The following is a 17,585-nucleotide window of genomic DNA, read 5'->3' as shown; positions in this document are numbered from 1 at the left end:
AAAGCATTTAAATTAATGCTTCTCAGAAGATAAAATTTTATCAACTTTTATTTGCTTTTAAAGACAGTACCTTTCCGGTACAAGTCCGCGGCTCGTACCTCGCCTGTGGGCTTTCCCCTTCAATCCGGTTTAGATGGCGGCAGGCATTGCTTCGAATCCTAGCGATCGTCCTTCTCGACTGAAAGCGCAGTCCCGACGTTAAGTCGGGAGAAAGATCTACCTCGAGGTAGATTTGGGTGTTTGGAGTTGAGATTAAGCAGTCGCTAGGTACAATTAACCAATTTAATCAGTTAACCAATCACGAGCAGTTTGCAGTACCAATGAACAAATGACCAGTGAACGAATGAACTAATTAATTAAATTTCCTTTTCTTTGTGACAATGAAAAAATATTATCTGATTATTTTACTTGCGCTCATTTCAGGAAGTTCGTTCGGACAGATGAAACTGATCAAAAAGATGCTCTCAAACGAAAAAGATACTACCCGTAAAGCAAGTTTTTTACCTCTACCAGCTTTTGGCTATAGTCAGGAAACAGGATTTGAATTTGGCGTTGGTGCCATTTATTCATTTTACATAGACCGTAAAGATACGTTGAACCGCAGTTCAAACTTCGCCTTGAACACAACCTATTCTACCAAAAAGACAGCTAATTTTATGCTTAAAGGCGATGCCTGGACCAAAGGAAACAAATATCATTTTATCGGTGATATCCGTTTCAAAAATCAGCCATTTAATTTTTATGGTATTGGCAACAGTGCAATAAAGGCAAATGAAGATAAACTAGACCAACGGGTATTTAAAACACTTTTTGATACGGAAATGAACACCTTACCTAAAGCTTATACAGGTGTTTCGCTTGGTTTTGAGAATTACCGTTTTATAGATAAGGAAATTGGTGGCATTTACAGTACCAATCCTCAGATTTTAGATAAAGATGGTGGATCAGTAGCCTGGATTGGTGCATCGCAGAGTTACGACACACGGAATAGCAACAACTATCCAACAAAAGGCTTTTTTGGTAGGGCAACGTATCAATATGCGCCTGATTTTTTTGGCGGAGAAAATTTTAATGGCTCACAGATTAAGCTAGATCTCCGTGGTTTCTTTAGTCTGGCACCAAAAGTAGTTTTAGGGGTACAGGGCATTTTTTACAGCATTCAAAGCAAAAGCACCCCATTTTACTTATTACAACAGTTAGGCAACGACCAGATGATGCGCGGTTACTATAGTGGCCGCTACCGTGACGAAAACCTGATGGCGGCACAAGCTGAAATCCGCTACCGTTTTATGAACCGTTTTGGCATTGTCGCTTTTGCGGGGACTGGTAAAGTGTTTGCAAACGGTGAGTTTAATGCGGATGGGCTAAAACCAAACTTTGGTGTTGGCGGCCGTTACTTTTTTGATCCGGCAAAGGGTTTAAGCGTTCGGGTAGATTATGGTATAGGCGAAAAACTGCCAAACGAAAAACGCCAGGCTGGGTTTTACATCAGTTTGGCGGAAGCATTTTAGGGAAAGGTGTGCAAGATGGAGGGCTTCGCACTGTGATCCCGTTCGTTTAGTTACTGTGCTCGTTTTGTCATCCTGAGGCTTAATTTATTTCATAAAAATCAATATAAATAACCGCAAATTTTAAGAAGCCGGACGATCTCGACATATCGTCATTTCGACCGTAGTGGAGAAATCTTTTAATTTCATTTTAATAATTTGCTTCAAGATCTCTCTCCCGAAAGTTCGGGATTGCACTCCAGGAGATGACACCCCTTGTAGTAGAAGGATTTTACAGCAAATAGATGCTGAAACAAGTTCAGCAGGACGATCGCTGCTAGTCGGAATTTTCAATCCTCAAACAGCACATGATCAAATCCCTAATTACTCCTCCTCCGCTCCTCCTCATTTCCTAACTTTCTATCCTGCTGTTTAATTTTTTCATTGCCAAAATTATAACGGAAGGTAATCTTGAGTTGGCGGCTATCGTAATAGTTATTATACTCTTGCCTGATATTATTGATCAAACTGCTAAAACGGTATTGATTGGTTTTTAAAACATCGGTAGCGGTAATGGCCAATTGTATCTTTTTGCTAAGTAATAACGTTTTTATACCCAGATCTAAGTTATATTGGTTTTTATTCTGGTTCAAGCCATCAACGGAGGGAAATTGATACCAGAAACTGGCTTCGCCCAAAAGAGTTTTCGAGCGGTTAAAAACAAACTGGTTTAAGGTAGAAAAATAAGCACCAAACCCATTCAGGGCACTTAGGGTTTGCGTGATGCTGGAATTTGATGTGTTATAAAAAACATCAACCTGATTGATACTTTCCAACCATTTAAACACATTAAAAGTAACTGCATTGCTGAACTGATAATGATACTCTGTAATAAAGTTAACAGGTTTGGCCACCTGAATATTAGTGCCAGCCTCAATAAAATTTACATCATTAAAGCCGTTTGTGGTATGACTAAAAGATAGTGTCGTAGTGAAGACATTATTGTAAGTGTGCGAAATTTCGATGTTGTCGTTATAAGATGGTTGCAAAAAAGGATTTCCTTCAGTATAAGCATATTGGTTGCTGTACCAGCGAAAAGGATTCAATTTGCGGTAAGCAGGCCGGTTGATCCGACGGCCATAATTAAGCGCAAAAGTACTTTTATCATTTGCGCGATAAGCGATATAAAATGTAGGAAAAAAACGGAAATACTCATTTCGATTTTGTTCATTAATGGATATACCATCAATTTGCGTATATTCTCCCCGCAGCCCAGCTTGAAAATCCCAACTCCTTACGGTTTTATTATAATTAACATAGAGGGCCTGTGTATTTTCCTGATAGTTAAAAAGGTTGGTTTGACCCGGATCGAATTCGTAAATTGCATTACGGACTTTGTAAAAGGCAAGATCACTCTGGTTGTTGATAAAGCTCAGTTTTGTACCGAAGGATAACTTAAAAGTTTTATAGGGCAAGTCTACATCGGCTTTTAAGGTATATAAATCTACATTTTGCTTGCTGGTTGATAGGTATTCGGCGAAAGAATTCGGAATAACTACTCCATTTTGGAAATAACTTGTATTGTTAAAAAACCTGTTTTTATCATCACCGTATTTAAACCAATCGGCGTTAATGCTGAGTTGCTTTCCGGTAGAATCCAAGGCCTGTTTTAAATAAACATTGGCCGAGTGGTAATGAGACCTGATTTTGGCATTGGCATCAGAATTCAACACCGAATCTAAATTACCTGTTTTGCTATAAACAGTGGTTTTAATATTTTCTTCGGAATGGAAATTGGTTAAGCCACCATTGTACGATAATCCCAATACTGTTTTTTTGGTGGCCTGATAATCAATTCCGATCTGTCCGCTGGGTACCGTTCTAAAATTCCGGTCCTTATTTACCATATTCCAGGTCTGTGTGGGATAAAAAACATCACTTTGTTCCAAAGGAACAAGAGATCCTTTTCTGATATTGAAATTTGAGGAGAGTGTAATTTTGTTTTTCCGATAACTCAGATTTCCACCGGCAGACGTTGTTGCATGAGTAGCTTGTGTAAAAGCTGTATTTATCGACCCTTTAAATCCTTCGGCAGTAACTTTCTTGAGCACAATATTGATCAAGCCGTTATTTCCCTGGGCATCGTATTTTGCAGGCGGATTGGTAATCAATTCAATCTTGGCGATGCTGCCTGATGAAATTGATTTCAAATAATTCGACAGTTCATCTGCTGATAAAGGCACAAGCTTATTATTGATCATCACATTAACGCCACCCTTACCCACCAATGAAACCTTATCATTCATAACCCGGACTCCTGGCACTTTCGAAAGCAGTTCCAAAACATCTGTTCCGATAGCAGCAATACTGTTCTCCACATTAAAAACCGTCCGGTCGATCTGTTTTTCTACTAGAGCTTTCCTAGCATTAATCTGGATATCAGTAAGCTTGTTTGGATTTTCCTGGAGCTGAATATTAATTAGGGTATCACTGCTTAAAGTCAGTAACCTGTTCTCAGCTTTGAAATTGAGCGCAGCATAAGTGATTGCATATGTTCCAGCCTGCAGATTAATGATCTGATAAAATCCAAGACTATCTGTCTGTGTATAATTGACCTGATTTTTAGCGTTAGAGATTTTAACGGTTATAAATGGCAAAGCTTTATCCGCTTGGTCAGTTACCTTTCCAGAGAGTTTGAATTGAGCATCGCAATTGATGATGATGAAAAATAAAACAAGAAAGTTTAATGTTCTTATCATTCAAACGATTTATTGCCCTGCCAAACTTCGGCTTTACCATTAATATCAAACTCACCGTAAGAACCAACCATTGTTATTCCGGTTACTTTATTTCGAAGGGTAAGGTTTTTAGCCGTTATTTTTTCCGTATGCCTATTATAGGTAGCTTCGTCGGCTGATATGGTAAAATTTTTATAATCTAATGTTGCTTTCCCATAAAGCGTAACAATTGATTTGTCACTGCTAATCGTTACAGAATCGCGAGCACTGTAAGCTACATCTGAATTTTCGATATTACCACTATAAGCGATAGAATTAATCAATTTTTCAAGATCATTGCCTGTTTTGGTTTCATCACCGATATCAATACGATAATCTCCTTTTATTAGGTCAAACGTCATCAGGTTAGACTTTACCGTAACGGTTTGTTTAGCATTTTTAAGCGATGCATTTTTGGCAATCATTTTATTGTTGGCTTGATCCAACTCAACATACCTGGCTTCTAACCTGCAATTATTAATATCGATAACCGCATTTTCCAGATAAGAAATTTTATGCTGCACATCACCGGTTATTTTTTTGAAGGAAATGATTTTAGGCTCAACTGGGCCCGAAACTTTGGCTGCTTCATTTTTTACTACAGCTACTTTCTGTTTCCCGTCGTTGAAATAAAACCGGTTATAAAGTGCTTCATTTTTGATCGTATATTTTTTAGCTTCAGCATACAGTGCAATCATTTTATCTGTACTGTAAGTATGTTTTGAAACCAACTTTTCTCCAATAAATTTAACCAATACCTTATCGCCCACTTTAAAATTATCATCCTTTATGTTCAGTGTTTTAAGGTTTAGGCTGATGGTAAAAAATTCATCATTCAAAACAATCTTTTCAATCTTACCATTGGCACTTTTTTGAATAGATTTAATTTTAGAGGAAGCAAAACGTACTTTATTGGCTTCATATAAAAAAGCATGCCTATCTATTTTCCATTCATAAATTAGATTTCCATTTAAGCTAGTAACCTTTGTTGGTATATAAATTGGTCCATCTGTTTTTGCAATAACCTTACCGCTTTTATCCATCCTTTTCATATTCAACGATTTACCTGATACATAAGCAACAAGTTCATCGCCAACCTTAATTTTTTCTTTATAAGCAGTGGCTTCAAGCGAGTAAACCTTACCTTCTGATAAGAAATCGAATGTATAAACGCCTGTAGCTTCTTTTTTAATGTTAAGCACTTTGCCTTTCAATGTTCCTTCATAAAAATCTTTCGAAGGTTTGCTTTCCTTCTTTATGTCCTGCGCATACACTACCTGTACGGCAAATAGCCAAAACAATCCTACGGCAACTGGTAATGCCAATAGGTATATCAATTTTTTCATGTTTTTGGATTTAGCGTTGAACAACATTTTAATCCGGTCTTTAATCGGGCTCTTCACAAAATTGTGGATCAAGGGCATATCACTTTTGCTGATCGCCAGTTTTAACAGGAGGTTGGCGTATTCCTGATTGCCAAAATCTGTAGAAGTGATTTCATCTGCCTCATATTCATGTATCTGCTCTAAAGCTTTATCATATAAGTAAACAACAGGATTAAACCACAAAACAGATTTAAAAACCATCAAAACAATTTTATCTATCGAATGGTACTGCCTGGCATGAACCTGTTCGTGTTTAAGCAAAATTGATAAATCGGCTGTACTTAAATCTTCATCATTTATAAAAACATAGTTAAAAAAAGAGCAATTGGTAAAACCTTCTGTTTTGGTAATCAGCTTTAGGCCATCGCCATTTGTAGTGTACCTATTAGTATGCTTAAGCAAGCTGAACAAACGCCACAGGCAGACCAACAGTAAAAGCGAAGCCGTAGTACCATAAAAGTAATACATCACCGCCATCCAGTCGATTTTAGGCGTCACCTCTGGCTGGTACTTCACCACAATGGGCTGAATAAGCTGAACAGGTGCTTGAGTTAGAGGTTCTATTTCAGGTATATTAACCGGAGCCTCAGTTTCCACTACTGTTATTTCGCGCTTAACTTCGAACTGCAAAGCCGGAATAATAAAACTAAGCAATAGCGTAGCCAGCAAATAAAATCGGTTGATTTTAAAGAAAGTCAGTTTTCTTAAAACCAGCAGATAGAAGCCAAAGAATAACACCGTACAAGCAGTAACTTTGAATAGGTAGGTTAATAGTTCCATAGCTATAATTTATTAACAGCCCCGTTTCGAAAAAGCTACAAATCCATCTAAAATCAAATTACTGATCCTTCGGATATTTTTCTCCTGATTGATGTAATCAAGAGTCTTACCATCTGATATATTTCCAAGCTCGATTAAAACTGCAGGCACTTTAGATTCCCGGAGCAATAACAGGTTTGCGTTTTTCAAAGAATCTCTTACCTCAAGTCCATTTAGCTGCTTCAACTTGCTTAAAATACCAGCACCCAGATCTTCAGCAGTTTTAATATTGCTGTTCAGTTTTGAAACATAAATTTCGATGCCGCCGAAAGGTACGGCCGCATTTGCAAGTGTTGCATTATGGTGGATGGAAATAAAAGCTGTAGCCTCCTGTTTCGGTAAACGATCGCGAAGTGAAATAAACTGGTCAGAATTTCTGGTTAATATTACTTTAATCCCCCTTTTTGCGGCTTCTTCCTTTAGGATTTTTACCGCCCTTAGGTTTAGGTCTTTTTCCTTTTGTCCATCCAGGGCAGCTATTGCACCATCTTTTCCGCCGTGGCCGGCATCAATAACCAATGTAGGCTCTACTTCATTAAAAGCAGCATTTGGATTAACCTTAATATTGCTGTTTAAATAGTTCATCGCATAAACATTTGGCTTTGTCGGCGCATCTGCAGAAGCCTGGTTCCCTGCTGATGTTTTCTGAACAATAATTTCTTTTCGGTTTATAAATGCCATACAGCAAATCATTAAAACCGGAACAATGGCTAAATAGGCAAGCTTTTGCAGCTTGGCGTTTGGTTCTTTATACAACATCATGATTCTATTTTTTAGTGGAAGTTTACTAAAACTATTAATGGCTAAATTTTTAGCTGGCATAGCCAGATTTAAAAGTAAAGAAGCATAAACCTTCTTATCTGCAACTTTAGAAGTTTCACGGTCGGCCAAAAATTCGTGGTTATGATCGATGGCATTCCGCCAGAAATAAATAATGGGGTTAAACCAAAGGATTGCCGTAACGAAATTGACTAAAAGTTTGTCGACAGCATGCAACTGCTTCACATGAACGTATTCGTGTTTAATTACCAGGTTCTTTTCTTCGTGCTGCAAAGAGGAGTCGACAATAATCTGGTTAAAAAAAGAACAGTTTTTAATGGTTGATTTCGCATCGACCAAGATAACAGCTCCCTTTCTGTCTATGGTATGTTTACGCAACTGAGTTTGAATACGTGCCATCATAAAAAGCATTTTAAAAACAAGGGCGGCTAAAACCAAGCAGTAGCCATACATGAGCACTTGGTCCCAGTTTATGTTAGCGTTAGCAGCATTACCTTCATCTACAAAATCCTGCTCAATAAAACCCTCGTTGCTGTAAGCTATTTTTGACGGAATCTCTTGACTGGCAACCATTACTTCCTGACGGTTTTCGATGGTAACTGCCGGAATACTAAAACTCAACACCAACATCATTAATAAATAAGCACGGTTCAGGTTGAAAAACGTGAGTTTAGCCAGTAAGAACTGATAGGCTGCAAAGAAGATTACGGTACAGGCCGATACCTTTAATAAGTAAATTAAAATCATGACTTTGGCTCTTGGTTAATGATTTTTTTAATTTCTTCTATATCCTTTTCACTTAGTTTTTCTTCTTTTACCATAAACGATAAAAGGCTGGTTGGAGAATTATCAAAATAACCTGAAAACAATTTCGAAAAGGTAGTTTTGGCATATTCATCTTTTGTAATCGCCGGAAAGTATTCGTAGGTTTTTCCATAGGCTTTATAATTAACATAACCTTTCTTCTCTAAAAGCCTAACAATCGAGGAAATGGTATTGTAGGGCGGCTTAGGTTCTTCTTCCAGTTCATCGATAATATCTTTCACAAATGCCTTTTGCAGTTTCCATAAAACCTGCATAATACGCTCTTCTGTTTTGGTTAATTCTTCCATACCCAAACTTATAACTTATTTTTCAGTTTTACAACTAAAAAACAAGTTATATTACTGAAAAATCAGTTTAAAATAATAATCAACTGATTTACAGCATAATAAATTAATATATTCTCTTTTAATTTGAAAACGAACGGCTTATGGTTCTTGGCAGGTTTATATCCGAATGGCTTGCTCTTGGTATGGAGCCAAAAGCATTTAACCTTTGTAACTAAACCCGATCAAAGCGAGATGTCGATTCTTCATCGGCAGAAGCGGGAGCGGGACTGAACTCCGCCAAAAGAACCAGACTGTTAATTTCCCAATCCTAAAATTCACGCTTTTTTATTTGAAAACGAACGGATTGTGGCTCTTGGCAAATGAAGCCCTGCCATTCGCTATAGCCCTCATGAAAAATTCGGGGCTACCGCTGTTGTCAGGTTTATGATGAAAGGACTGCTCCTGAAATGGTGCCAAAAGGCATCTATCCTTGGTATCTAAACCTAAGGAATAGAAGCGGGATACTTTTTGGAGGTCATCCTGAGCGGAGTCGAAGGGCAGCCAAAAGAACTGGACTGTTCATTTCCCAAACCTAAAATTCACGCTTTTTTATTTGAAAACGAACGGCTTGTGGTTCTTGGCAAGTGAAGCCCTGCCATTCGCTATAGCCCTCATGAAAAATTCGGGGCTACCGCTGCTGTCAGGTTTACGACCGAATGGCTTGCTCCTGGCATGGAGCCAAAAGCATTTAACCTTTGTAACTAAACCCGATCGAAGCGAGATGCCGATTCTTCATCGGCAGAAGCGGGAGCGGGACTGAAGCCCGCCAAAAGAACCGGACTGTTCATTTCCTAAAAACTGTTGTAATTGCTGAGCATAAGTCTTTCCACGCCCCCACTCCAGCTAAAATATTGAATTTTAAAGATCCTTCACTGCGCTCAGGATGACAAAAAATAGCGGTATGATAGATCTGTCCACTTCGCGATGCTTCGGTCGAGATGACGCTTCGTTATTTGCTTAACCCAGCCAATGCATTAATGGTTAACGCCACAATTACAGTATTAAAGATAAAGGCGATTAAACTATGTAAAAGGGAAAGCCTTCTGATCTTTCTGCTCGAAATTTCTACATCCGAAACCTGGAAAGTCATGCCCAGCACGAAAGAAAAATACGCAAAATCGATGAAATCGGGTTCATCATCACCAGGAAATTCCAGTCCAACTCCTTTTTTGTCAGTATGTTTCTTCTTATCGTCGCCATAATATAGGTGTGCATAACGCAAGCTAAAGGTTGTGTGCACTAAAAACCACGATAAAAACATGCCTGTTATGGCCACTACCAGATCGAGTGGTTTGATATCTTTATTAATTAACAGCAAAACTACTGCAAGTAAACCCGCAAAGGTAGATACTACCACAATGACAAAAATTTCGCCACGGGTTTCATCCTGCATTTTGGCCTTAAGATGTGTCTCAGCAGCGGAAGTATGAAAAAACATATACCAATGAAGGGTAATCAGCACCAAACAGAATGCATCCCAACCGAACATGATATGTGTAAGCACATTCATTTCAATAAAAAGTGACACCAAATAAAAAGCAATCCCCGAAAATAAACTAATCAACAAAATAAACAGCGCTGACCGTTTTTGGATACCTTCTAATTTCGGTTCGATTTCCATTATCTAAAATTTAAGCTTAAAGTGTTCTTTTGCCTGTCCTTTTTTAAAGTAAACCAGGCCGATCCAGAACAAATCTACGGTTACGGTAACATCAGGATGGTTTTTAATTTCAGCCCAGGCTTCTTTCATACCTTCGCTCCAATAAATATCGTCAAAAATCAGCAGTGAATCTTCATTAATTTTAGGCAAACACCAGTTAAAATAATTCAGGGTAGCATCCTTGCGGTGGTTACCATCAATGTAAACGAAATCTAAACTTGGCTGTTTGGCAATAATATCGGGTAAGATCATATCAAAATTGCCCACATGAAGCTCTATATTCTCTAAATTTAGATCCTCGAAATTTTTCTTCGCCACCTCTGCTGTTTGCGGACAACCTTCAATGGTAATTACTGCTGTATCAGCACTTGTTTTGGCCAGATAAGCCGTTGTAATACCAAGGCAAGTACCTAATTCTATAGCACTTTTAGGATTTGTATTTTTCGCCAGGCGATAAATCAGTTTGGCCAAGCGCGGACTTTTCAAGGCATTCTTCGCGATCTGACTTACCTTTTTTGTACGGTTCTTATTAAGGTGAGAACCCGCTCCAAGGTCTGTAACCGTGATTATCGAATCGTCATTAAAAAGTTTTTTTCGTTGTTCTTCTATATTTTTGTATTCAGATTTGTCGGTAAAATCGTAAATTACCTCATCAGCGAGCTTGTACACGAATGGTGAGTGCGTTCCATGTCGGCTTTTTGCTGTTAAACGGTGTTTAAGGTAATCTGTAATAAATTGAAATAGCATAATATTGCAAAAGTAATTAAACACTGCAAACGTAGGTATGTTTTATGGAAAATAACGCAGAGATAAGTGCTTTAGTAAAATTGTTGGATGATCCTGACGAGGAAGTGTTCCATCATGTAGAAAAGAAACTGCTTGAATATGGCGGCGAGGTAGTACATTTTTTAGAAAATGCCTGGGAACAGTCTTTTGATGGTTTGTTGCAGGAACGAATTGAAAATATTGTTCATCAGATCCAGTTTAAAACGGTTAAAGAAGATTTAAACTTATGGTATTTAAGTGGTGCTTTTGATTTATTGCAGGGTGCATTAATTATTAACCGGTATCAATACCCTGATTTAGATGAGCAAAAGGTAATTAACCAGCTGGAAGAAATTAAAAGAGATATCTGGTTGGGCCTTCAATATGAAATGAGTTCGGTTGAAAAAGTAAAACTGATCAATCACGTTTTGTATCAACAATATGGTTTTGGTGGCAATACCAAAAATCATCACGATCCACAAAATTCTTATTTAAACCAGGTTCTGGAAAGCAAAAAGGGCAACCAGATTTCGCTGGCCATTATCTACTCTACCCTGGCACAGAAATTAGATCTGCCTGTTTATGGAATAAACTTGCCACAGCACTTTATTTTGGGTTATATAGACGATAGCAAACAGGAAGGAACAGAATATGGTGTGCTTTTCTACATTAATGCTTTTAACCGTGGTAATATCTTCGGCAAACATGATGTTGATCAGTTTCTGCGCCAGCTTAATTTAGAGGCCCTGCCCGAATATTACAGACCCTGCAGCAATACCGATATTATCCGTCGGGTAATCAGAAACCTGATTTCGGCTTATGAAAATGCAGGAGCTACCGATAAAGTTGCCGAATTGAACGAACTTCAAGATATTATTGCCGAAAAATAGTTTACCTAGATCCCATGCACAAAAGAAAGCTTATCGCCCCTACTGTACTGTTCTGCATTACAGCCATCATCTCCTTATCATTTTTAAGTATCCAATCAAAAGCCCAAAAAACAATTAAACCAAACGTTATTGCCTATTACACGGGGCAAAATTCGGTGATCGATAGCTTTCCCATCGAAAAATTGAGTCATTTGATTTATAGTTTCGGTCATTTGAAAGGTGATAGTTTAAACATTAGTTCGGCGAAGGATTCGGCCTTAATTACTAAAATGGTAACCTTAAAACAACGGAACCCTGATTTAAAGATAATGATAGCAATGGGTGGCTGGAGTGCCTGCAAAGATTGTTCGGAGGTATTCAGCAGAGCTGAGGGACGAAAAACATTTGCTAAAACCACTAAAGAAATACTCGACTTCTTTCATGCTGACGGGATAGATATCGATTGGGAATACCCAGCTGTAGTAGGCTTCCCAGGGCACAGATATACAGTAGATGATAAACACAATTTCACCCTACTGATTAAAGAACTCCGTAAAAAACTAGGCAAAAAGGCCGAAATTAGCTTTGCTGCGGGTGGTACAAAAAACTGCATCGACTCTTGTTTCGAATGGGATAAAGTGATGCCACTGGTAAACCGGGTTAATGTAATGAGTTATGACCTTGTAAGTGGCTATGCAACACAAAGCGGTCACCATACACCATTGTATGCTACTGCTCAACAATCTTTATCAGGCGATTATGCCGTAAAAACTTTGATAGATTTAGGGGTACCTGCACAAAAAATTGCATTAGGGGCCGCATTTTACGCCCGTATTTTCGAAAACACTATTGATGCCAACCAGGGTTTATATCAGCCAACAAAATTTTTAAGAGGCGTTTCTTTTAAAGACTTTACCAAACAATTTTCTACTGAAAACGGCTATACTTACTATTGGGACGAGAAAGCCAAAGCCCCATACTATTATAATCCACAAACAAAATACATCGCCACTTTTGACGATCCGAAATCAATTTCATTAAAAACCAAATATGTTATTGATCAAAAATTAAATGGCATTATGTTCTGGGAATTAACAGATGATGCCTATACCAATGGGTTATTGGATGTGATTGATAAAACGATAAAAGAATTATAACGGATTACCAAAGGTTACCACCCAGTAATTTTGTGACATCCCTATACCCGCTTCTTTACTTTTAGCATCCATCATGGCTTTACAATGGCTCACACTATTTTTCCATGCAGCAATTACCTGATCTGCCTGGCTATATCCCTTTGCTAAATTTTCTGCCCTAAAATCACCTGTATAACCTGCATTTAATGCACGCTCAGCGGGCGTACCGCCTTCAGGAGATAAATGATCAAAATAGTTTTGCTGTGCCATATCCTTAGCGTGGATTATTGCCGCATTTTGCAACTGTATATTTAAAGATAAGTTAGCCACCGGAGGCATGTATGCTGTGCCACAATTACATCCACTTTGTCTTAAAAGATTAATTTTAGCCATTAGCGAATTAACATCATTCTCTGGCACCGCCACTTCATCTTTTTTACACTGTACAAATAAAATGCAGAGCAGTATACAGGCAAAAATGCATAGGCTTTTTTTCATATTTATTTTATGCTACAAAGGAGGTAGCTATAAAGCTACCTCCGAAAGTGAATGTTTGTTTTTTTTTATAAATTAAAAAGCTCTTTCTCTACCCATATAAACATTTTTACCTGTGTAGAAAGTATTGCCAGAAGGGCCTGGGGAGCCACTATCGCCTTCCATCTGCATATTGATAATTAGCCACATGGGTTTATTTACCGAATTACTCATGGTATGCTTGGCTACCCAAACGTTATCGATATAATAATGGCAATCTACATCTGTTGCACTTACTTTATTGTACCAGCATTTGTAATTATGGTATGAGCCCGCATTAGAAACTGCTGTAAGTTTATTCTCCCAACCACCATCATAAGTATTCTGCCAATTTGTGTTATTGCCTTTAAACTCCATGATATCACTTTCGGGTGGCCATGAATTAACGCCTGTAATCCAAAAAGCAGGCCAGGTACCTTTACTGGTAGGTACAGCAAAATCGCCCGAAATGGTATAACTAGGAAACTGATCGTTAATTACAACCTGCTGTTTGGCATAACAAGCACCCGAGTTGTACCAAATAGCAATATTGGTAAAACCATTGGCAGTACTGTTTCCTGGCGATGAAGCCAAGCGGGTAGCTTTAATGGTGAGTACACCTCCGCTTAACGAGATCTGGTTATGGTTTGAGGTACTCCCTACCATGCGGGCAGAACCATTATGATCGGTGCCCCAGGGATAATTATAATTCCATTGTGCCTCAAAATTAGTATAGTTGGCAAGGGAGTTACCATCTATTAATGTTTCCCAGGCTTTAACCTGTCCGTTTTCTTGTTTAACTTCTTCTTTCTCTTTTTTACAAGATAAAAGTGTTACAAACACGCACACCAATAGCACGCTTAATTTCATTTTTTCATTTCTCATTTTTTTTTTGATTTAGGTAAATATTTGGTTAATGGTAAGATGTTAGAATGTGATCAATCAGCTGTAAATCAATAACTAATAAATACAAAAGATTTCAGCAACCACTATAGGGTAGACAAGGTTGATTGGTATTTTTTTCATAAGATTTGGTTAGGCTTCAAACATAATCTCATTTTTAAATCGACATGCTTGTAAGCAAAGATATACGCAGAATAATCAAGAAATGAGGGGCTAAATCGTAAAAAAAGAGTGGTAAAATGAGCGTTTCTACATTATTTTCTTAATATGGGTATTTTCTGTTTCTGAATGTTTAGGCGTTTAATTTGTATTAACGGCTAAAAACCCCATAAAAACAAAAGCCTGATCATGGTTATGATCAGGCTTTCAATGATATTTTATATATCTATTTACAAGTATAATTTAAGCTATATTTCACATTGTAAGTATCCGTTTGAACTGGTCCACTGCCTGGATAAAAAGTAGATAGCACCGAAAACAACACCGATGTAGCATTTCCTTTTCCATCGTATTGATAACCGAAGGTATAAACAGCATCAGTAAAAGGATCACCATTACCGTCTACCGTTTTTGCTGTACCTTTAAGTAATACATTTTTAGATTGTTTCCCAAAATATCCACCTGGGAAATAATCAACATGATAAGAAAGTGGGTCCGCAATCTCGTATGTGTTTACCGCATTTTCTGTAGAGTACACATACGTAGTGGTTTCTGTATAGCCAAGGTGAGCATCAACTGAAACTGCTTTTACTAAATTGCCGTTGGCATAAGTTAAGTTATCAGTTGTACTTAATTCTCCGTTTAAATAATTTTTTATTTGAATTAAATAGCCATCTGCATTGTAGGCGTATTTTCTGGTATAACTATAACTCACTCCACCTCCACTAATAACACCATCGCTCCCACTCGATATTGCCCTTCCGTTTTCCAAAACGATTTCAGACACATTCCCATCCTGATCGGTAGCTGTAATTTTATTTGCGGTATAAGCATAATTACTAGTCTGACCATCCGTGGTAGCCGCTTTCGAAATCCTGTTGGAAGCATCGTAAGTAAAGGCAAGCGTGTAAGTGCCTAAAATATCAAGATCGGCCTTTAAACTAGCTAGCTTACAGCCATTTCCATTAGGATCAAGCTTGGCATTCCAATTAATTTCTTTTTTACAACTTGCTATTGATATGATAGCAACAAAGGCTACCATAACATATTTAATTGTTTTTTGCATTAAAATTTCCGGTTAAGAGGTTAAAATATCAGCAAAGATATTAAAATTTCTCTTTTTTCATCCAGATAGCCAACAAGTTAAACCAGTCTACATCAGAAGTTTTATTAATCAAACCAAAACCATGGCCACCTTTTTCGTACAGATAAAGATCGGTATGTACCTTATTCTGCTCTAATGCCCCGCTCATTAAAACACTATTCGCAAAAGGAACAGTCTTATCATCCTTCGCATGTACAAAGAAGATAGGGGGTGTTTTCTTGTTTACATTTTTATTGGCAGAAAAATAATGTTTTAAACTATCGGTAGGATTTGGGCCCAATAAATTCTTCATGGTGCCCGTATGCACTGATTCTTCGAAACTGATTACGGGATAAATTAATGCGGCAAAATTTGGCCTAAGATCTATCTTTTCCGGATCGGAAATTTTAAGGTCGTTATAATGGGCAACCAAAGTTGAGGCAAAATGCCCCCCAGCAGAAAAACCCATAATCCCGATCTTGTTGGCTTTAATCCCATATTTTTTTGCATTTTTCCTGATCAGGTAAATGGCCTGCTGTGCATCCTGCAATGGTCCATAAGTTTTATCAACCATAATCTGATCGCTCGGTAACCGGTACTTCAATACAAAAGCGGTAACCCCAATTTCATTAAACCTTTTGGCTACATCGGTTCCTTCATGACTAAATGCCAGCGCACCATAACCTCCACCCGGGCAAATGATTACTGCAGTTCCTTTAGCGATATTTTTAGGCGCTTCGAAAACCGTAAACGTAGGTACCGATACTTTGGTAACACTCAATGTTCCATTTGCACGCACCTCAGTATTTTCTACATAATCAGCAGGTGTAGTTTTAGCGCCCGGAATTCCGCCTGAATATAAGGGTACAACTTCTTGGGCATTCGAATAGTTTATTGCCATAAACAATAACATGATGAGGATGAATGATTTTGCCATTTGTTTTAGATTAAAACTCCATTAAATATGCTTTTAAAAACCCGTTAATATCGCCATTTAAAACCGCATCGGGATTGGAGGTTTGATAATTGGTCCGGTGATCTTTTACCCTTCTATCATCAAGCACGTAACTTCTGATCTGCGAGCCCCATTCTATTTTCTTTTTCGATCCCTCTACCGCAGCAATTGCTTCGTTACGTTTCCGTTCCTCAATTTCATATAATTGAGATTTTAATAAACGGATAGCATTCTCTTTATTCTGCAATTGCGATCGCGACTCCTGGTTTTTAATAATAATGCCTGAAGGTTTGTGGTATAAACGTACGGCTGTTTCAACTTTGTTTACATTTTGTCCGCCTGCTCCACCAGCCCTAAATGTTTCGAATTCTATATCAGCAGGATTAATATCAATCTGTATGGTATCGTCAACCAAGGGGTAAACATATACAGAAGCGAAAGAGGTATGCCTACGCGCATTAGAATCGAATGGAGAAATCCGAACCAAACGATGCACACCATTTTCGCCTTTCAGGTAACCATATGAGAAATCGCCATCAAACTGAAGCGTTACCGATTTTATACCGGCAACCTCCCCTTCCTGGCTATCCTGTTCTGTAATTTTATAACCATTCTTTTCTCCCCACATCATATACATCCGCATTAGCATATAAGCCCAGTCGCAGCTTTCCGTTCCACCGGCTCCGGCTGTAATCTGTAAAACGGCAGAAAGTTGGTCTTCTTTGCTACGGAGCATATTTTTAAGTTCCAGTTCTTCTACGGCAGTTTTACTGATCTCGAACTGATCTTGCAGCTCGGCTTCTGAAGCATCGCCCGATTGGAAAAACTCAAACATTACCGCGGCATCTTCAACCGCATTATTGGTTTGGTTAAAGCCATCCGTCCATTTTTTCTTTGAACTGATTTCGGCAAGAATTTTTTCTGCTTTTTTAGGGTCGTCCCAGAAATCGGGAGCCATTGTTAATTTTTCCTCTTCGCGGATGGCGTAAAGTAGCTCATCAACGTCAAAGATACCTCCTCAGCGACGTTACTCTGTCCCTTAAATCTTGAATATTTTCTTTGGTCATGAAACAAATATATAAAATCGCTTTGAGCATAATGCACGGCGGAAAGCGATTTTAATTAAACTGACCCCTTATTGC

14 protein-coding genes are annotated in these 17,585 nt (G+C 38.2%); 3 read left to right on the top strand and 11 right to left on the bottom strand.

The genetic code is table 11. The features are described 5' to 3' along the window. Positions 1-380 precede the first annotated feature (380 nt). The gene (locus AC1RJ8_RS20345; protein WP_492955375.1) at positions 381-1,511 is read left to right on the top strand and encodes a BamA/TamA family outer membrane protein; all 1,131 of its coding nucleotides are present in this window, start codon (positions 381-383) and stop codon (positions 1,509-1,511) included. 356 nt (positions 1,512-1,867) lie between these two features. On the opposite strand, the gene AC1RJ8_RS20340 is transcribed toward AC1RJ8_RS20345, so the two are convergent. The 6 genes from AC1RJ8_RS20340 to AC1RJ8_RS20315 all read right to left on the bottom strand — a co-directional run bounded on the left by AC1RJ8_RS20340 (position 1,868) and on the right by AC1RJ8_RS20315 (position 10,806). Further along, on the bottom strand, positions 1,868-4,246 hold the full coding sequence (locus AC1RJ8_RS20340; protein WP_492955374.1) for an outer membrane beta-barrel protein: 2,379 nt from the start codon (positions 4,244-4,246) through the stop codon (positions 1,868-1,870). Then, positions 4,243-6,429 (bottom strand): M56 family metallopeptidase, encoded by a 2,187-nt coding sequence (locus AC1RJ8_RS20335; protein WP_492955373.1) that lies wholly within the window; start codon positions 6,427-6,429, stop codon positions 4,243-4,245. The genes AC1RJ8_RS20340 and AC1RJ8_RS20335 overlap by 4 nt, the downstream gene beginning before the upstream one ends. A gap of 12 nt (positions 6,430-6,441) precedes the next feature. Continuing rightward, positions 6,442-7,995 carry an N-acetylmuramoyl-L-alanine amidase gene (locus AC1RJ8_RS20330; protein ID WP_492955372.1) on the bottom strand — a complete coding sequence of 518 codons (1,554 nt, stop codon included), beginning with the start codon at positions 7,993-7,995 and terminating at the stop codon, positions 6,442-6,444. Continuing rightward, complete coding sequence (locus AC1RJ8_RS20325) at positions 7,992-8,360, bottom strand: BlaI/MecI/CopY family transcriptional regulator (RefSeq protein WP_492955371.1); 369 nt, start codon at positions 8,358-8,360, stop codon at positions 7,992-7,994. Before AC1RJ8_RS20325 ends, AC1RJ8_RS20330 begins: the two co-directional genes overlap by 4 nt. A 988-nt stretch (positions 8,361-9,348) precedes the next feature. Continuing rightward, entirely contained in the window at positions 9,349-10,020 is a 672-nt protein-coding gene (locus tag AC1RJ8_RS20320; protein WP_492955370.1) for a DUF1345 domain-containing protein, read from the bottom strand. A gap of 3 nt (positions 10,021-10,023) precedes the next feature. Further along, positions 10,024-10,806 carry an O-methyltransferase gene (locus AC1RJ8_RS20315; protein ID WP_492955369.1) on the bottom strand — a complete coding sequence of 261 codons (783 nt, stop codon included), beginning with the start codon at positions 10,804-10,806 and terminating at the stop codon, positions 10,024-10,026. 44 nt (positions 10,807-10,850) lie between these two features. On the opposite strand from AC1RJ8_RS20315, the gene AC1RJ8_RS20310 reads away from it, so the two are divergent. Continuing rightward, on the top strand, positions 10,851-11,714 hold the full coding sequence (locus AC1RJ8_RS20310; protein ID WP_492955368.1) for a transglutaminase-like domain-containing protein: 864 nt from the start codon (positions 10,851-10,853) through the stop codon (positions 11,712-11,714). 14 nt (positions 11,715-11,728) lie between these two features. Next, complete coding sequence (locus AC1RJ8_RS20305) at positions 11,729-12,850, top strand: glycoside hydrolase family 18 protein (protein WP_492955367.1); 1,122 nt, start codon at positions 11,729-11,731, stop codon at positions 12,848-12,850. Here the strand turns inward: AC1RJ8_RS20305 and AC1RJ8_RS20300 are convergent. From AC1RJ8_RS20300 to prfB, 5 genes are all read right to left on the bottom strand, one after another. Beyond that, a complete protein-coding gene (locus tag AC1RJ8_RS20300) occupies positions 12,845-13,327 on the bottom strand; it encodes a CAP domain-containing protein (RefSeq protein WP_492955366.1) in 483 nt (160 codons plus the stop codon). The two genes, AC1RJ8_RS20305 and AC1RJ8_RS20300, sit on opposite strands and share 6 nt — an antisense overlap. Positions 13,328-13,399: 72 nt before the next feature. Next, entirely contained in the window at positions 13,400-14,227 is an 828-nt protein-coding gene (locus AC1RJ8_RS20295; RefSeq protein ID WP_492955365.1) for a glycoside hydrolase family 16 protein, read from the bottom strand. A 403-nt stretch (positions 14,228-14,630) separates the two neighbouring features. Further along, entirely contained in the window at positions 14,631-15,470 is an 840-nt protein-coding gene (locus AC1RJ8_RS20290) for a DUF4595 domain-containing protein (protein ID WP_492955364.1), read from the bottom strand. 40 nt (positions 15,471-15,510) lie between these two features. Then, a complete protein-coding gene (locus tag AC1RJ8_RS20285) occupies positions 15,511-16,425 on the bottom strand; it encodes an alpha/beta hydrolase (RefSeq protein ID WP_492955363.1) in 915 nt (304 codons plus the stop codon). Positions 16,426-16,435: 10 nt separating this feature from the next. Further along, positions 16,436-17,510, bottom strand: a protein-coding gene (gene prfB, locus AC1RJ8_RS20280; protein WP_131030342.1) for a peptide chain release factor 2 whose coding sequence is annotated in 2 segments (ribosomal slippage) — positions 16,436-17,449 and positions 17,451-17,510 — 1,074 coding nt in all. Because the reading frame shifts where the segments join, the coding sequence is not laid out codon by codon here. Positions 17,511-17,585 lie beyond the last annotated feature (75 nt).

It is taken from the genome of Pedobacter sp. GW822-FHT03F06 (assembly GCF_058801365.1).
Note: the sequence above shows the minus strand (reverse complement) of the source record. Positions and strands in the feature narration are given on the sequence as shown.